Here is a 17305-nt window from a genome sequence, read left to right as displayed (position 1 = left end):
TCAACAGCCGTGACTGGCATGACGGGACCATCTCGACGAGAAGCTCCGGACCGCAACCTGGCCTTGGAGCTGGTGCGGGTGACCGAGGCCGGCGCCATGGCCGCCGGCCGGTGGGTGGGTCGCGGCGACAAGGAGGGCGGCGACGGCGCGGCCGTCGACGCGATGCGCGAACTGGTGAACTCGGTGTCGATGCGTGGCGTGGTGGTCATCGGCGAGGGCGAGAAGGACCACGCGCCGATGCTCTACAACGGCGAAGAGGTCGGCAACGGCGACGGACCCGACTGCGACTTCGCCGTCGACCCGATCGACGGCACGACCTTGATGAGCAAGGGCATGCCGAACGCCATCTCGGTGCTGGCCGTGGCCGAGCGCGGCGCGATGTTCGACCCGTCGGCGGTGTTCTACATGAACAAGATCGCGGTCGGCCCCGAAGCCGCCGACGTCTTGGACATCACCAAACCGATCGCCGAGAACATCAAGGCCGTCGCCAAGGTCAAGGGCCTGTCCCCGCGCGATATGACGGTGTGCATCCTGGACCGGCCGCGACACGCGCAGCTCATCCACGATGTGCGGGCCGCCGGGGCGCGGATCCGGCTGATCACCGACGGCGACGTGGCCGGGGCGATCGCGGCGTGCCGGCCCGAGTCGGGCACCGACATGCTGGCCGGGATCGGCGGCACCCCCGAGGGCATCATCGCCGCCGCGGCGATCCGCTGCATGGGCGGGGAGATCCAGGCCCAGCTGGCGCCCACCGACGACGCCGAACGCCAGAAGGCCCTGGATGCCGGCTATGACCTCGACGAGGTGCTGACCACCGAACACCTGGTCTCCGGCGACAACGTGTTCTTCTGCGCCACCGGGGTCACCGACGGCGACCTGCTCAACGGGGTGCGCTACTACCCCGGCGGCTGCACCACCCAATCGATCGTGATGCGCTCGAAGTCCGGCACCGTCCGGATGATCGAGGCCTATCACCGGCTGTCGAAGCTCAACGAGTATTCGGCGGTCGACTTCACCGGCGACGCCCACGCCGCCTACCCCCTGCCCTGACGACGTCAAGCGAGGACTGAAGAACCTATGAGCGACACCGAATACCGCATCGAACACGACACCATGGGCGAGGTCCGGGTGCCGGTGAACGCATTGTGGCGCGCACAGACCCAGCGCGCGGTGGAGAACTTCCCGATCTCCGGCCGCGGCTTGGAGCGCACCCAGATCCGGGCGCTCGGCCTACTGAAGGGCGCGTGCGCGCAGGTCAACGCCGACCTGGGCCTGCTGGACCGGGAGAAGGCCGACGCGATCAAGGCCGCGGCCGCCGAGATCGCCGACGGCAAACACGACGACCAGTTCCCCATCGACGTGTTCCAGACCGGTTCGGGCACCAGCTCCAACATGAACACCAACGAGGTGATCGCCTCGATCGCGGCCGCCAACGGGGTGACGGTGCACCCCAACGACGACGTGAACATGTCGCAGTCGTCCAACGACACCTTCCCCACCGCCACCCACATCGCGGCCACCGAAGCCGCGGTGCGCCACCTGATCCCGGCACTGCAGGAGCTGCACGACGCGCTGGCTGCCAAGGCCACGCAGTGGCGCACCGTGGTGAAGTCGGGCCGCACCCACCTGATGGACGCGGTGCCGGTGACGCTGGGCCAGGAGTTCTCCGGCTACGCCCGCCAGATCGAGGCGGGCATCGAAAGGGTGCGCGCCTGCCTTCCCCGGCTGGGTGAGCTCGCGATCGGCGGCACCGCCGTCGGCACCGGCCTCAACGCCCCGGAGGGCTTCGGCGCCAAGGTGGTCGAGGTGCTGGTCGCCGAGACCGGGATCCCCGAGCTGCGCACCGCGGCGAACTCGTTCGAGGCCCAGGCGGCGCGCGACGGCCTGGTCGAGGCGTCCGGGGCGCTGCGCACCATTGCGGTGTCGCTGACCAAGATCGCCAACGATGTTCGCTGGATGGGCTCGGGCCCGCTGACCGGCCTGGCCGAGATTCAGCTGCCCGACCTGCAGCCGGGCAGCTCGATCATGCCGGGGAAGGTGAATCCGGTGCTGCCCGAAGCGGTCACCCAGGTGGCGGCGCAGGTGATCGGCAACGACGCGGCGATCGCCTGGGGCGGTGGCAACGGCGCCTTCGAGCTCAACGTCTACATCCCGATGATGGCCCGCAACACGCTGGAGTCCTTCACGCTGCTGACCAACGTCTCGCGGTTGTTCGCCGAGCGCTGCATCGTCGGGCTGGTCGCCAATGAGGAGCACTTGCGCGAGCTGGCCGAGTCGAGCCCGTCGATCGTGACGCCGCTGAACTCCGCGATCGGCTACGAGGAGGCCGCCGCGGTGGCCAAGCAGGCGCTCAAGGAGCGCAAGACGATCCGCCAGACCGTGATCGACCGCGGGCTGATCGGCGACAACCTCTCGGAGGCCGAGCTCGACAAGCGTCTCGATGTGCTGGCGATGGCCAAGGTGAAGGACGCCTAAGCAACCTCATGGCCGCCGAACCGGTCGGGTCCGCTGGGCCCGTGGTGGGCCGGGCGGCGATGGCGAAGGTGACTCGTCGCCTGATCCCGTTTCTGGCGTTGCTCTACTTCGTCAATTACCTCGACCGCGTCAACATCGGCTTCGCCGGCCCCAACGGCATGAACGACGAACTCGGCATGACCGCGACGATGTTCGGGTTCGCGTCGGGGATCTTCTTCCTGGGCTACCTGTTGCTGGAGGTTCCCAGCAATATCGCGCTGCACCGGTTCGGCGGCCGCCGGTGGCTGGCCCGGATCATGTTGACGTGGGGGATCGTGAGCACCGCAATCGCTTTCGTCCCCAACGCGACAACGCTCGTGGTGTTGCGGTTCCTGCTCGGGGTGGCCGAGGCCGGCTTCTTCCCGGGGATCATCCTGTATCTCACGTTCTGGTTCCCACAGAAACAGCGGTCGCGGGCCATCTCGCTTTTCATGGTGGCGGTGCCGGTCTCGACGGCGATCGGCTCGACCTTGTCCTCGCTTGTCATCGACTGGGGGCACGGGGTTTTCGGTCTCGCCGGGTGGCGTTTCATGTTCTTGGCCGAAGGCCTGCCGGCGATCGCTCTTGCGTTCGTGTGCTGGTTCTATCTCACCGACCGCCCGGCGGACGCACACTGGCTCTCCAACGACGAGAAGCAATGGCTGGAAACGACATTGGCGAACGAGCGCGCAACGACTGAGGCCGGTCGGCACTGGGGGCTCAAGAAGGCACTCAGTCATCCCCGGATGCTGGCGCTGGCATTCGTCTACTTCGGGATCGTCTACGGGTTATACGCCGTCGGGTTTTTTCTGCCCAGCATTGTCGCCGGGTTCGAGCAGCAGTACGGCAGCCGACTGAGCCTGATCGGGCGCGGTATCGTGACCGCGATTCCCTGGGCTGTGGCCGCCGTCGTGATGGTGCCGTGGGCACGCCACGCCGACCGGACCGGCGAACGCGTCTGGCATGTGGCAATCCCGGCGATCATCGGCGGCGTCAGCATCCCCGCGGCGCTCTACATGGCCAACCCGTATCTGGCGATGGCCGCGATAACGGTGTCGACGTGCGCGATCATGTGCGCCATGCCGGTCTTCTGGGCGCTGCCGTCGACGTTCCTGACCGGAGCGGCAGCGGCCGGGGGCATCGCGTTGATCAACTCGCTGGGCAACCTCAGCGGTTTCGGCGGCCCGTATGTGACGGGCTGGCTGACCGATCTGACCGGCGACAGCAAAGCCGGATTGTGGGTGATCGGGGCGATGTCCCTCGCCGCGGCCGGGATGGTCGTTGCGCTCGGTTCCTCCCCTACCAGACCAGCGGTGCCAGAAACTTCCTCGCGTAACCGCTGACCGCCTTGTCATCCCGCGGATCGAGCACCGACGTCGACACCTGCGCGATCGACGCGGCCAGGCGCACATGCAGTTCGGCGGCGGCCACCAGGTCGGTGTCGGGCATGGTGGCACCGGCGGCGCGCAACGCCTTGGCCATCGCGCTCGAGGCGCCGGACAGGAAGGTCTCCGCCTCCCGGTACATCCCGGCCATCATCGGTACGCCGCCGTCGAGCCGGAGCAGCTTTCGCACCACAGGATCGGTGGTGAGCAATCGCAATCCGGCGCAGAACGCCGCCACCGCGGCATCGCGCGGCCCGGAATCCACCGCGACCGTGCGCAACCGAGTCATCGCATTGTCGAAAGCCCGGCGGCCCAGCTCGGTGATCAGCGCGTCCCGGGTCGGGAAACGCCGGTACAGGGTGCTGCGGCTGACTCCGGCTTGGCGGGCGATGACGTCGAGGCTGGCCCGCCCCACCCCGACCAGGCCCACCTCCTCGGCGGCCGCCTTGAGAATGGCGGCCTCCTGCTCGGCCGGGCTCGCGGTACTTCGTCGCGATGACATCGCTACCAGTGTGTCATCCCATCGGGCAGCCGGAGGGCGCGAAAGAGTCCAGCGCGACCGACCGGTGCAGCTTCACCAGCTTCTCGTACTGCAAACGGTTGTAGGCCAGCGGCACCAGCACGAGTCGATCGGGCAGCACCCGCCACGCCAATTGCGCCAAGTGCGTGTAGAAGTCGAATTCCACGTCGTGGCGGGGCTGCCAACGGAAGCCGGTCAGCTCGCGGACGCCGGGGTGCATGATCCCGAACGAACAGATCTTCACCACCCGGCCGGCTCCCGCGCTGACCACCGACCACAGCGGGCCTGCGGCGGCCCGGACCGGGGCCGGCAGCGCCGACGGCAGCGGCAGCCTGCCCAGGCCGGCGGTGACCCGGTCCAGGAATGGGTTGGCCTGCAGGCCGGTCCGCACCATCTCGTCGTAGTAGGCGGCGGCCTCGGCGTAGGTCGGCGGGAACTTGGCGGCTTTGCCGGGTAGCTCGATGGCCCGGAACGCCTCCAGCAACTGTTGGTAGGCGGCCTCCCGTTCGGCGTCGTTCCACTCGATTCCGGTGACGGGGGTGAACGAATTGAGCGTCACGAACATGCCGCTGACGGCGATCCAGTTCCACAGCCGCGGGCTCAGTGCGCTGTAACGGACGTCGGCGAAATCGCCTTTGCCGTGGCCGTGAACGTCGCGATGCATCCGCTTGAGCCGTTCGCCTTCGGCGGCGCGGTCTTCGGCGTCACCCCAAATGGCGAGCAGCGCCGAGAATCCGCTGCGGATCGCCCGGTCGGTGAAATTGCGCTCGAAGCGCCCGGTCTTGTCCACCGCGGCGGCCACCGGGACCAACGCCACCTCGTCGAAGGCGGCGGCGCCGAACAGGCCGGTGAGCACGCTGCCGGAATGCCTGCGGAACTCGGCCATCACTTTGGGGCGAACGCGCGTGGCGCGGTCGATGCTGGTGACGTTGTCGGCCACTGCCGTCATGTGAGGCCTCCTCGACTCCGTTGACACAAAGACTATATTTTTGTGTCACCGTGTCAAGAACCGCGCGATGCTAGCGGGATCAAGGCGTGACGATGTTGAACCAGAACGGGAACGTATCCAGCAGCCCCATGAACTCGTCGAAGGCGCCGCGGTTGCCGTCGATGGTGATCTTGTTCGTTGAGAGGGCTTCGTCGAAGGTGAGCTTCTTGAGTTCGATGTCATCGAGCGTGGTTTTGGTCAGGGTCAAGTTGGCGTCGGCACCGGGTACCGGTTCGGGCGCGTAGTTGAGCACCGCGTTCTCCACCGTGAGGCCGTACTCGGACTTCAGATCGGTGAACTTCATGTTGAGGGTGATCTTCTTGCCGGCGGCCCTGGGCCCGTTGAGGCGGACCGCCAGATAGTCGAACAACTTCTCCGGGGGCATCGCCCGGATGGTGTCCGGGCTGGCGGTGTCGGTGGCGGCGATGTCGGGTACCCCGGCGCGTAGTTCGGCCGCCCCCTGCAGATACTCAGAACGCCACGGCCCGGACTCGGCCTGGTAACCGAGTTGCTCGTAGCAGTCCGCCAGCAGGTTCTTGCCATCGACGCTGTCGGGGTTGGCGAACACGACGTGCTTGAGCACCATCGCGGCCCAGCGGTAGTTGCCGGCGTCGAAGTCGCCCTTGGCCTTCCGGAGCACCGCGTCCTCCCCGCCCATGTATTCGAGGTACTTGACGGCGGCGTCGGCTGGCGGAAGGTCGTCGAGCGAGGACGGATTGCCGTCGTACCAGCCCATGTACCGCTGGTAGACGGCGCGGGAATTGTGGCGCAGCGTGCCGTAGTAGCCGCGGTTCGGCCAGAAGTCGTTCAGCTCGGGCGGAAGCGCGATATCCTCGGCGATCTCGGAGCCGACATAGCCCTGATTCATCAATCGCACCGACTGGTCGTGGGTGTACTTGTACAGATCACGCTGGCGCTTGAAGTAGTCGATGATCTTGGCGTTGCCCCACATCGGCCAGTGGTGGCTCTGGAACTTCACCTCGGTCTGCGGCCCGTACAGCCGGATGGTCTCGTCGATGTACGCCGCCCAGATGAGCGGGTTGCGCACCTGCGCGCCACGCAACGTGAGCAGGTTGTGCATGGTGTTGGTGGTGTTCTCCGCCATCCACATCGCCTTGAACTGTGGGAAGAAGGTGTTCATCTCGGTGGGCGCCTCGGTGCCGGGCGTCATCTGAAACACCATCTCGACGCCGTCGACGGTCAGCTTCGTCCCGGTCGTGCTGATGATGTCAGTGGGGATCACCAAGGTGGGTTTGCCGGTCGAAATGGTCTGCCCCAGGCCTGCATTGACCCCGCCCCGGGCGTCGCGCGGCAGCAACGCACCATACATGTAGACCGCGCGGCGGGACATGGCGTTGCCGGCGATCACGTTCTCGTCGACGACGTCTTCGACGAAGTTCGCCGGCGCGATCACCTTGACCTTGCCCGTGTCGACGTCGCCCTGGCTGATGATGCCGCGCACCCCTCCATAGTGATCGGTGTGCGAGTGGCTGTGCACGACGGCGACGATCGGCCGCTCCCCCAGGTGCTGGTTCGCCAGATCCAGTGCGGCATGCGCGGTCTCCGGGGAGATCAACGTATCGAACACGATCCAGCCGGTGTCGCCTTGGATGAAGGTGATGTTCGACAGGTCGTAGCCGCGCACCTGGTAGATGCGGTCGACGACCTTGAACAGGCCGTAGTTCATGCACAGCTGCGCATTGCGCCACAGGCTGGGGTTGACGGTGTCCGGCGCCGGCTTGTCGTCACCGATGAATTTCTTGTAGCTCTCCAACTCCCAGACGACTTTGCCGTCGGCATCTTTGATGGTCAGGGTTTCGGGGCGCGCGATGAGATTGCGCTGGGCGTCCTCGAAGTCGCCGCGGTCGTTGAACGGCAGCGCGTTGCTGACCCCGGCGTTGGCGGCCTTGGTCGCCTCCGTGGCCGGCTTGACCTTGTTGTCGGTCGTCACGGCCCCGCCGACAGATAATTTGTCCTCGCATGCAGCGGCTAGCGCGGATGTGGCCGCGGCGGTGACGCCGACGGCAGCGAATCGACCGAGAATCGCACGTCTGGTGAAGTCAGTCATGCGTGCCGATTCTGTCACGCTCCGTTGTTGGGTCCCCCCGAATTCGCGCCGGCGATGTCGGTGATCGGGAAGTTCGGCATGGGCGGCGGCGACGGCGTGGCCGGCAAGCCCGGGATGTCGCCGGCCGGGATGTCGTGCAGCTCCTTGACCGGCGGCCCGTTCTCCCGGCCCCCGTACACGCTGCCCGGTGCTCGCGGGCCGAGCAACTCGCCGACGGTAACCATGTGGTAGCCATTGGCTTTGAGCACCGGCAGGAACTGGTAAACCAGATCGACCGTGGACGAATAGGTGTCGTGGAACAGCACCACCGAGCCGGGCTTGATCTGGGTCATGAGCATGTATCGGGTGGCGGCGGTGTCGGCGTCGTTGATCCAGTCGAAGGGGATGACGTCCCACAGGATGCCGGCGAGCCCGAACTTGGCGGCCTGGGCATTCACCGCACCGTCGGTCAGCCCGCCCGGTGGGCGCCACAGCGTCGGTGTGACACCGGTGGCCGAGTGGATGGCGTCGTTGGCCTTCGCGAACTGCGCGGGCACGTCGGCGGCCGGGATCTCGGTCATGTTCGGGTGTTCCCAGGTGTGGCTGCCGATCTCCATGCCGGCCTCGGCGATCCGCGCGGCTTCGCCGGGATCGGCCGCCACCTTGTTGCCGATCAGGAAGAACGTGGCGCGCGCGTCGGCGTCGTTGAGGATCCGCAACAGCCGGTCGGTGTAGGGCGAGGGCCCGTCGTCGAAGGTCAGTGCCACACACTTGACGACGGCGCAGTCCACGGGGTTCGCCGCGGCCTCCTGCGCGTGACTCGTGCAGGCACCGAGCAACGCGACGACGATCGCAATGACACCGGCACGCGCACGTTTTGCCACTCCGGCAGCCTACCGAGGCCCAAGATCCCGGCGACTGAATCTCCTGGCGCAGATCGGTACCGGCCGCAGCCATGAGCCCACAGGTCCCCTACCTCATGGGAGGTTCCGATATTTTCCTCAGCTTCCTCTTGCGCCGCGAACTGAGGTGTGGCTAGAGTCACATGACGTTACAACCTGTAATGACAACACGCTAACACTATTGCGCAGGAGGTCGCGGCCATGGCAGTCCTACGAGCGGCAGAGGCGAGAACCCGCGGCGGTAGTCGCAGCCGAAGCACCCTGGTAGCCATAGCGGTCGGCTCCCTCGCGCTCGTGAGTCCGCCATCGGCGTTGGCCGGCCAGACCAGCAGTCCGGCAGTCATGTTGACGTCGGCAGACTCGGGCTCGATGTCCGCAATCGACGTGAGCAATCTGATCGCAGAGATACAGGACCAGCTCATCGGCGTCAATGGTGCGCTGCCGTTCATGACGCCCGATCGCATCGCCCAACTCCCCAGCTACATCCAGGACATATCGTATTTCCAACTGCTGGGCACTTTGGCCCAAATGAATCCGACCGACCCGACGGTACGGTTCCCTTACATGACCACCGAAGTTGGCGGGAACCCCATCCAGATCGAAGGCCAAGCGAACCCTGACAACATATTCAACTTCGTCTTCACTCAGCCTGACGGAACCTATGTCATCCACTTCGCGCCGGGGTCCGGTACCGTCGACTTCAATATCACTTCGCAGTATGACTTCTCCCCGAGTAACGTAAATTCGCCGCCCGGCAATGGGCTTCAGCTCGCGGACCTGACACCGAATTCCGACGGAAGTTATACGATAACCGTCAGCCCCATACCAACAGAGGGCAACTGGATCGACTCGGACGGCGCCACCGGGATCTGGATTCGCGACACCGTCCACGACTGGACTGCCAGCCCCGGCGCACTAACGATCGAACGCACCGACATCGCTCCATCCGATCCCCTGTACACCCCGCTGTCTGACAGCGATGTCGCGACGCTACTCGGCCGGATTGCCGATGAACTGCCGGAGCATAACCTCAATTCGCAGGTCTTCTACACCCCGCCACCTAACTTGCCGACGCCCGACAACGGAGTCATCCCGTTTATACCGACAAACATCAATGGCGGCCTTCCAGGGCAATTCATGTCATTTGGAAATTTCAATCTGGAACCGGGGCAAGCGCTCATCCTCAAAGCCCCTGAGATTGATGCCACGTACTACAACATCCAGCTCTCCGACCCGGTGGGCCGTTTGTTACCGTTCCAGTACTCGCAGACCAGTCTCAACGATATCCAGTCGTTCCAAGCCACCGATGGAAATACCTACTATGTAATCAGTGCGACTAATCCCGGTGTCCCGAACTGGCTCGACACAGGGGGCTTGGGCAGTGGCGGGATATTCCTTCGCATACAGGGGCCGGAGGGGCCGATACCTTCTGACCCGCTCCAAGCCGAAGTAGTACCAGTCGGCGACATCAGAGACTATTTGCCGGCCGACACTCCGGTTGTCACACCGGAGGAGTTCGCCGCACAACTCGAGTTGCGCGCCTTCTCGCTGGACAATCTTCTTTCCTTGAGTAAGGACTCCAGCTGGATCACTACAAATCTCCAGATCGACGACATCAAGGCCGCGATAGGTTCTGGAACCTTCGATCAGCTGTTCGGGACGCAGGATTCCTACGTCTCACTGGCCGAACGATTCACCGATATCTTCGATCCCTCGACAGCCATCCAGAACATCATCAGCAACCCGCTCGGCAGTATGAGCGCGGTCGTGCAGGCACTGCCGCAGGCTTTCAAAGAGGTGGAGTACTCGCTGATTTTAGCTATGGCACGAGGCGCGAGAGCACTCGCCGAAACCTTGCAGTCGATAGACAACGGTATGTCATCCGGCAACAGCGTCGAGTTGTTCTCCGCTTTGGCTCAGCCTTTCGCGGCTCCAGATGGCTTGGCGTCGGTGTTCGCACAGACCATCTTCGATCCCGGTACCAGCATCACGGCGGGTCTTCTCAACGCGCGCGACGCTATCCAGTTCGCTTTGGTGACGGGAGTGCACGACACCCCCGACCTTTGGCAACTGGCGACGGCAGCGCAGGAATCCCTAGCTCAGATCGCCGCGATGGCCAGCCATGATTTTGCGATGGGCATGGACCTCGTGGACCAGTTGCTCGGCTTCTAGAGCACCTGGCGACTCGGAGGCGATGTGCCGCACCATTGCTTCACCGTTTCAAGATGCCGTACAAGAGAAGGTCCGTCAGCGATTCGATGTAGGCATCCAGATCGGTCACATCCCGAATACACATCGCATGGATCGCCGCACCGGAGACGACGTCGAGCAACGTGCCGGCGTCAACGTGGCGTAGCGTGTCGGAGTTGCGTTCCACGAGCGATTCGAAGGCGGCGCTGACGCCAACCGAATGTCGCTCACCGAGTTTGGACTTCAACTCAGGATCGGAGCGCATGTCGGCCAAGAGGCCCGGAAACGCCTCTCTTGCCTCCGGTTGTGACATGAAAGCGAGAATGCCGGCAATCGCGCCGGTGATCTCCGAGAACGGCTCCGCTGAGGGTTCCACCTTCGGCGCACTGGGAGGGTATACAGCGTCATATACCACATGGGCCTTTGACGGCCACCGGCGGTAAATCGTCGGTCGGCTGACCCCGGCCGCATCGGCGATTGCATCGATCGAGGTTCCGCGGTAACCGCGTTCGATGAGCAGTCGGCGCGTCGCGGCGAACACCGCCGGGTCGATCTCCGGGTCGCGGTAAGGGCCCAGTCGATGCTTGATGTCAGACCGGGCCATGCAGCCTCCGTTAGTCATTGGTCCGGCAGCGAGCGGTCGGAGCCATTTACGCGTCTGCCCCGCACGGAAACGGATCGTTGGGCCCTATGATCGCATTTCCAACGGGTGCCCGCCCAACGTGTGCCCAGGCGCGCGCCGCCAAGTCTTTTATGCTGACACGAATGCGCAGAAGTGCGAGTAGGCCCCGCCCTGGACGCAGCCTCAACGCAGATCGGGGCCGTTGATCTCCTCGAGCATCTCGGTGACCAGCGCGGCGATCGGCGAACGCTCACTGCGCAGCAACGTGATGTGCGCGAACAGCGGGTGACCCTTGAGCTTCTCGATCACCGCGGCGATCCCGTCGTGGCGGCCGACCCGCAGGTTGTCACGCTGGGCGACGTCGTGGGTGAGCACCACCCGCGACCCGGTGCCCAGCCGCGACAACACCGTCAGCAGCACGTTGCGCTCCAGCGACTGGGCCTCGTCGACGATCACGAACGAGTCGTGCAGTGAGCGGCCCCGGATATGGGTCAGCGGCAGCACCTCGAGCATGCCGCGCGACAGCACCTCCTCGAGCACCGCCGGGCTGGCCAGACCCTCCAGGGTGTCGAACACCGCCTGGGCCCACGGCCCCATCTTCTCGTTCTCGCTGCCCGGCAGGTAGCCCAGCTCTTGGCCGCCGACGGCGTAGAGCGGTCGGAACACCACGACCTTGCGCTGGGTCCGCCGCTCCAGGACTGCTTCCAGGCCGGCGCAGAGCGCAAGGGCGGACTTACCGGTGCCGGCCTTGCCGCCCAGCGAGACGATGCCGACCGATTCGTCGAGCAGCAGATCCAGCGCGACCCGCTGCTCGGCGGAGCGTCCGCGCAGCCCGAAGGCCTCCCGGTCGCCCCGGACCAACTGCACCCGCTTGGCGGCATTGACCCGGCCCAAGGCGTGCGAGCTGCCACCGAGCAGCCGTACTCCGGTATGGCACGGCAGATCCCGAGCGGCAGCCAGGTCGATCTCCCCGTCCTCGAACAAGGCGTCAATGTCGTCGACGGATGCCTCGGCCTCGTCCATACCGGTCCAGCCGGAGACGATGACGTCCTGGGCGTGGTATTCGTCAGCGGCCAGACCCACCGCAGCTGCCTTGACCCGCAACGGGATGTCCTTGCTCACCAAGGTAACTCGCCGTCCCTCGGCGGCGAGGTTGGCGGCGCAGGTCAGGATCCGCGAGTCGTTGTCCTCGGTGCGAAACCCTGAGGGCAGCACCGCAGGATCGCTGTGGTTGAGTTCGACGTGCAGCGTACCGCCTTGCGTCCCAACGGGAATGGGCTGATCAAGACGGCCGTGCTCCAATCGCATGTCGTCGAACAGGCGCAGCGCCTGGCGGGCGAACCAGCCGAGCTCGTGATGGTGGCGTTTCGCCTCCAGCTCGCTGATCACCACCAGCGGGACGACGACCTCGTGTTCGGCGAACCGGGTGCAGGCCCACGGGTCCGATAACAGCACAGAGGTGTCGAGCACATACGTCCGGATATCAGGCACTGAGCGCTCCAGCGGTGAGGGCGCGCGCGACCCCGCGCGAGCAGATCGACGGGGAACGCAGCACCAGAACCGGGGCCGGTCCTGTCGTAATCACGACCGGTGGTGCCGCCTAGACGGCAGAGCGTGTGGCTAGCCATCGCTTGCGACGGTACCCCCGTCGGCGCCTGCGCGCCGCGCAGACGCGCCGGAGCTCGTCAGCTGATGGCGAACGCCTTCAGATCGGGGTGCGCGGTCAGACCCCAGGCGCTGATCCGGTCGGAGATCACCCGGCGCAGTTGGTCATCGCCGAAGATGCCGGCTTCGGCGATTCCGGCCTGCCGGTCGGCGTAGGCGTCGATCTCGGCGCCCACCACCTTCAGTTCGGCGGCGCGGGCGGCGATGGCGGCCACCGTCTCGTCGGGCACGTACTCCAGGCAGTGCGCGATCAGGTTGGCGAAGAACTCCTCGTGGCGTTCCTCGTCACCGGCGATCCGGTTGATCAGACCCTTGAGCACCGGTTCCTCGATCTGTTCGGCGAGGTTGCGGCAGAACTCGGCGCAGGCGCGTTCGTAGAAGGCCATGAACGCCAGGGTCTCGACCTGGCTGTACTGGTCGGCGCGGTAGCCCTTCTGCACATGCTCCATGCGGACGCGTTCGTTGGTGTCCGGGTCGATCTCCCGGGTGACCATCAGGTATTCGCGCAGCGCGATGGCGTGCAGGTGCTCTTCGGCGGTCCACCGACCGATCCAGCGCCCCCACTTGTCCTCGAGGATGAAGTGCTCGACGAATTCGCGGTGGTAGCCGGCCAGGCTGTCCTTCTCGATGAGCAGGACCTCGCAGGCGTCGGTGATCACCTTGGGCAGGCTGACCTGCGACGGGTCCCAGTCCTTGCCGCCGAGGAAGGCGAAGTTCTCGCCCTGCTCGAACGGCACGAAGTCGTGCGCGTACCAGGGGTCCACGGTGTCGATGTGGCGGACCATGTTCGCGGCCACAACCGGCTCCAGCTCGCGAATCAGCGCGTTAGCAACGGGACGTTCAGCCATGAAAGTAACTGTAACCCGAATTCACACTATCTTGTCAACTCGGGTAACCGGCGTGTCCGGAAACCGCGCGCAGCCGCTCAGGCGAGCTTCCAGTCCTCCAAGCCGTCATAGAGCGGGAGGTCCCGCGCCAGCTTGGTGACCCGGGCCCGCAGCGCCGCGATATCGGCGCCCGACCCGGCGGCCAGCGCGGTGGCGATGATATCGGCGACCTCGGTGAACTCGGTGTCGCCGAAACCGCGGGCCGCCAGCGCCGGGGTGCCCACCCGCAGCCCGGAGGTGACCATCGGCGGGCGCGGGTCGTTGGGGACGGCGTTGCGGTTGACGGTGATCCCGACCTCGTGCAGCAGATCCTCGGCCAACTGGCCGTCCAGCGGCGAGTCCCGCAGGTCCACCAGCACCAGGTGCACGTCGGTGCCGCCGCTGACCACCGACACCCCGGCCTTGGCCACGTCGGCGGCCAGCAGCCGCTCGGCGATGATCTTGGCGCCGGAGAGCACCCGCTGCTGGCGCTCGGCGAACTCGGCAGTGCCGGCGATCTTCAGCGCGACGGCCTTGGCGGCGATCACGTGCATCAGCGGACCGCCCTGCTGACCGGGGAAGACCGCCGAGTTGATCTGCTTGGCGAACTCCTTCTTGCCGACGATCAGCCCGGATCGCGGCCCACCGAGGGTCTTGTGCACGGTGGTCGAGACCACCTGGGCGTGCGGCACCGGCGACGGATGCAGCCCGGCGGCGACCAGCCCGGCGAAGTGCGCCATGTCCACCCACAAGGTGGCGTCCACCTCGGCGGCGATGGCTGCGAAGGCTTCGAAGTCGAGGATGCGCGGGTAGGCCGACCAGCCGGCGATGATCACCTTCGGCTTGAACTCCAGCGCTTGGGCGCGCACCACGTCCATGTCAATGCGGTGGGTGACCGGGTCCACGCCGTAGAAGGCGTTCTCGTAAAGCTTGCCGGAGAAGTTCAGCCGCATCCCATGGGTCAGGTGTCCCCCGTTGGCCAGGTCCAGGCCGAGCAGCCGCTCCCCCGGCTCCATCAGTGCCTGCAGCACCGCGGCATTGGCCTGTGCGCCCGAGTGCGGTTGGACGTTGGCGAACTCCGCGCCGAACAGTTCCTTGGCGCGGTCGCGGGCGATGTTCTCCACCACGTCGACGTGCTCGCAGCCGCCGTAGTAACGCCGGCCCGGCAGCCCCTCGGCGTATTTGTTGGTCAGCACGCTGCCGTGCGCCTGCAGCACCGCACGCGGCACGAAGTTCTCCGACGCGATCATCTCCAGGGTGTCGCGCTGGCGCCCGAGCTCCTTGCCGAGCAGCTCGGCGATGTCCGGGTCGAGCTCGGCCAGCGGCGTAGACATCGTGGAGGCGGGGCGGGAATCCGGTGCGGCAGTCACGCCGGTCAGTCTATAGAGGCAGCTCGGCCCGCAGCGACGACGGGATCAGCGGCTCGTCGAGCAGCCGCCCGAACCGCTCGGCGAGGCTCGACCCCGCCGGCCGGACGTCGAGCCAGGCACGCAGCAGCCGGTAGCCCTCCACGTAGGTCGAGGTGTAGGCCCGCCACAGCGGTGACGACAAGAACCGCAACGTCTGGCGGGCCCGCTCGTCGGTGACCAGCAGCCAGCGGCGCAGATAGTCGACCACCTCGTCGACGTCGCGACCCTCGTCGTGCAGCATCAGCGCCGCATCCTGGCGCACCTCGGCCAGCGCCGCGGCGGCCTCCGACACCTCCTCGGCCCGTTCGCCGTCGAACCGCAGCCCCAGGTCGGCGTAGATCTCTTCGGCCCAACTTCCCCAGCCGGGTCCGACCGCGGCGTGCAGCGCCAGGTCGGCCAGACCCTCGGCCATCAGACATTGCGGGGTGTTGACCAGAAAAATGGTCTGCTCGGCCTGGCCCAGGTGCGCGACCAGCCCGGCCTCCTTGCGGCAGTGCTCGGTGTGATGGCCCGGGTAGGACTCATGGGCGACCAGTCTGGGCAGATTCGACATCAGCTGTTTGAGGTCGGCGTTGACGGCGACCGTGGAGCGGTAGTCACCGTGGTAGTAGTTGAACCCCGACCACGGCTTGTCGGTGACGACCTCGTAGGTGATGACCTCGGACTCCGGCAGCGGGAATTGCATGCGCACCCGGTCACGCAGCGCCGAGGAGAACGCGTGGATAGCCGCTTCCAACCGCTCGGGCGGAATCTCCTCGGCGCGACGGTGGGCGGCCAACCGGTCGGCGAGCGGCCCGGCGCCACCCAGCAATTCACTGAGCCGGGCGTGCGCCTGCCGGTAGCGGTCGGGGTCGCCCTTGCCGATGGCGGTCAGATCGAAGTAGTCGCGCACCTCGTCGACGAAACCGACCTGCTCCCCGGCGAACTTGCGCCCCGCGCACGACAGCGCCCGCAGGTGCACCCGCAGGTAGTCGGCGCGCTCCGGCTCCAGACCACTCGGCAGTTCGGTGAGCAGCTTCTCGGCCTGCTGGGACAGCACGGCCGGGTCGGGCATCGGCTCGTTCTCGACGAGTCGGCGCAGTGCCGGGTCACCGGTGAAGGCGTCGACATAACCCGGCTCGATCCGGTCGAAGCGCAGACCGAGCAGCAGGTATTCACGGATCAATGCGGCGGGCTCCATACCCGATCAGGCTAACGGTCGAGCCTGCTGCAAGACTGTATGGTCATGCGGCGGCTTAGCGAGCCGAGTCCCTACGTGGAGTTCGACCGACGTCAATGGCGGACGCTGCGTATGTCGACGCCGATGCCGCTCACCGAAGAAGAGGTCGTGGCGCTGCGCGGCCTCGGCGAGCAGGTCGACCTGCTCGAAGTCGAAGAGGTCTATCTGCCCCTGGCCCGGCTGCTGCACCTGCAGGTCGCCGCCCGCCAGCAGTTGTTCGCCGCCACCGCGGAGTTCCTGGGCGAAAACGACCAGAGCCCGGACCGCCCGGTGCCGTTCATCATCGGCGTGGCCGGCAGCGTGGCCGTCGGCAAGTCGACGACGGCCCGCGTGCTGCGGGCCTTGCTGGCCCGCTGGGACCGCCACCCGCGGGTGGACCTGGTCACCACCGACGGGTTCCTCTACCCCAACCAGGAGTTGGAACGCCGGAACCTGATGCATCGCAAAGGATTTCCGGAAAGCTATAACCGGCGCGCGCTGATGCGCTTCGTCACCTCGGTGAAGTCCGGCGCCGACTACGCGTGCGCGCCGGTGTATTCACACCTGAGCTATGACATCGTCCCGGGCGCCAAACAAGTGGTCCGTCACCCCGACATCTTGATCCTCGAGGGCCTCAATGTGTTGCAGACCGGGCCCACGCTGATGGTCTCGGACCTGTTCGACTTCTCGTTGTACGTCGATGCCCGGGTGGAAGACATCGAGCACTGGTATGTCTCCCGGTTCCTGGCGATGCGGTCCACCTCGTTCGCCGATCCCGAATCGCACTTCCACCACTACGCGGGCCTCAACGACCAGCAGGCGGTGGCGGCCGCGCGCGACATCTGGCGCTCGATCAACCGGCCCAACCTGGTCGAGAACATCCTGCCCACCCGGCCACGGGCGACGCTGGTGCTGCGCAAGGATGCCGATCACTCCATCAACCGGCTGCGGCTGCGCAAGCTCTAGGAGGTCAGGGCTGCGTTGCGGTACCCGGCTGCGGCGGAGGCGGCGGTTCCGGGG

Annotated in this window: 14 protein-coding genes; 5 read left to right on the top strand and 9 right to left on the bottom strand. The window is 66.1% G+C overall.

Going from position 1 to position 17305, the window contains the following annotated elements:
- Positions 1-18 precede the first annotated feature (18 nt).
- Genes glpX through AWC24_RS20135 form a run of 3 tightly spaced genes read left to right on the top strand, consistent with a single transcriptional unit; the run spans position 19 to position 3836 of the window.
- Entirely contained in the window at positions 19-1050 is a 1032-nt protein-coding gene (gene glpX / locus AWC24_RS20145) for a class II fructose-bisphosphatase (RefSeq protein WP_174813628.1), read from the top strand.
- 27 nt (positions 1051-1077) lie between these two features.
- Entirely contained in the window at positions 1078-2475 is a 1398-nt protein-coding gene (locus AWC24_RS20140; RefSeq protein WP_085088638.1) for a class II fumarate hydratase, read from the top strand.
- Between the two features lie 8 nt (positions 2476-2483).
- Positions 2484-3836: an MFS transporter gene (locus tag AWC24_RS20135; RefSeq protein WP_085088636.1), complete on the top strand. Its 1353-nt coding sequence runs from the start codon at positions 2484-2486 to the stop codon at positions 3834-3836.
- Here AWC24_RS20135 and AWC24_RS20130 read toward each other — a convergent pair.
- From AWC24_RS20130 to AWC24_RS20115, 4 genes are all read right to left on the bottom strand, one after another.
- A complete protein-coding gene (locus AWC24_RS20130; protein WP_085088633.1) occupies positions 3793-4380 on the bottom strand; it encodes a TetR/AcrR family transcriptional regulator in 588 nt (195 codons plus the stop codon). The genes AWC24_RS20135 and AWC24_RS20130 overlap by 44 nt on opposite strands.
- A 13-nt stretch (positions 4381-4393) precedes the next feature.
- Positions 4394-5347: an oxygenase MpaB family protein gene (locus AWC24_RS20125; RefSeq protein ID WP_085088631.1), complete on the bottom strand. Its 954-nt coding sequence runs from the start codon at positions 5345-5347 to the stop codon at positions 4394-4396.
- Between the two features lie 79 nt (positions 5348-5426).
- Positions 5427-7337 (bottom strand): alkyl/aryl-sulfatase, encoded by a 1911-nt coding sequence (locus AWC24_RS20120; RefSeq protein ID WP_085089103.1) that lies wholly within the window; start codon positions 7335-7337, stop codon positions 5427-5429.
- A gap of 131 nt (positions 7338-7468) precedes the next feature.
- Complete coding sequence (locus AWC24_RS20115; protein WP_109560579.1) at positions 7469-8317, bottom strand: polysaccharide deacetylase family protein; 849 nt, start codon at positions 8315-8317, stop codon at positions 7469-7471.
- A 387-nt stretch (positions 8318-8704) separates the two neighbouring features.
- Between AWC24_RS20115 and AWC24_RS20110 the strand changes: the two genes are divergently transcribed.
- Positions 8705-10507 carry a hypothetical protein gene (locus AWC24_RS20110; RefSeq protein ID WP_133055744.1) on the top strand — a complete coding sequence of 601 codons (1803 nt, stop codon included), beginning with the start codon at positions 8705-8707 and terminating at the stop codon, positions 10505-10507.
- Between the two features lie 40 nt (positions 10508-10547).
- On the opposite strand, the gene AWC24_RS20105 is transcribed toward AWC24_RS20110, so the two are convergent.
- From AWC24_RS20105 to AWC24_RS20085, 5 genes are all read right to left on the bottom strand, one after another.
- Positions 10548-11129 carry a TetR/AcrR family transcriptional regulator gene (locus AWC24_RS20105; protein ID WP_085088626.1) on the bottom strand — a complete coding sequence of 194 codons (582 nt, stop codon included), beginning with the start codon at positions 11127-11129 and terminating at the stop codon, positions 10548-10550.
- Positions 11130-11330: 201 nt separating this feature from the next.
- On the bottom strand, positions 11331-12638 hold the full coding sequence (phoH2, locus tag AWC24_RS20100) for an RNA 5'-3' helicase PhoH2 (protein ID WP_085088623.1): 1308 nt from the start codon (positions 12636-12638) through the stop codon (positions 11331-11333).
- Positions 12639-12832: 194 nt separating this feature from the next.
- Complete coding sequence (locus AWC24_RS20095; protein WP_085088620.1) at positions 12833-13660, bottom strand: acyl-ACP desaturase; 828 nt, start codon at positions 13658-13660, stop codon at positions 12833-12835.
- A 77-nt stretch (positions 13661-13737) separates the two neighbouring features.
- Positions 13738-15012 carry a serine hydroxymethyltransferase gene (glyA, locus tag AWC24_RS20090; RefSeq protein WP_085088617.1) on the bottom strand — a complete coding sequence of 425 codons (1275 nt, stop codon included), beginning with the start codon at positions 15010-15012 and terminating at the stop codon, positions 13738-13740.
- 46 nt (positions 15013-15058) lie between these two features.
- A complete protein-coding gene (locus AWC24_RS20085) occupies positions 15059-16267 on the bottom strand; it encodes a DUF885 domain-containing protein (protein ID WP_085088614.1) in 1209 nt (402 codons plus the stop codon).
- Positions 16268-16312: 45 nt separating this feature from the next.
- Between AWC24_RS20085 and coaA the strand changes: the two genes are divergently transcribed.
- Positions 16313-17251, top strand: coding sequence for a type I pantothenate kinase (coaA, locus tag AWC24_RS20080; protein WP_085089099.1), 939 nt, complete (start codon positions 16313-16315; stop codon positions 17249-17251).
- Positions 17252-17305 lie beyond the last annotated feature (54 nt).

Origin of the sequence: Mycolicibacter senuensis, assembly GCF_002101885.1 — a bacterium.
Taxonomy (GTDB): domain Bacteria; phylum Actinomycetota; class Actinomycetes; order Mycobacteriales; family Mycobacteriaceae; genus Mycobacterium; species Mycobacterium senuense.
Note: the sequence above shows the minus strand (reverse complement) of the source record. Positions and strands in the feature narration are given on the sequence as shown.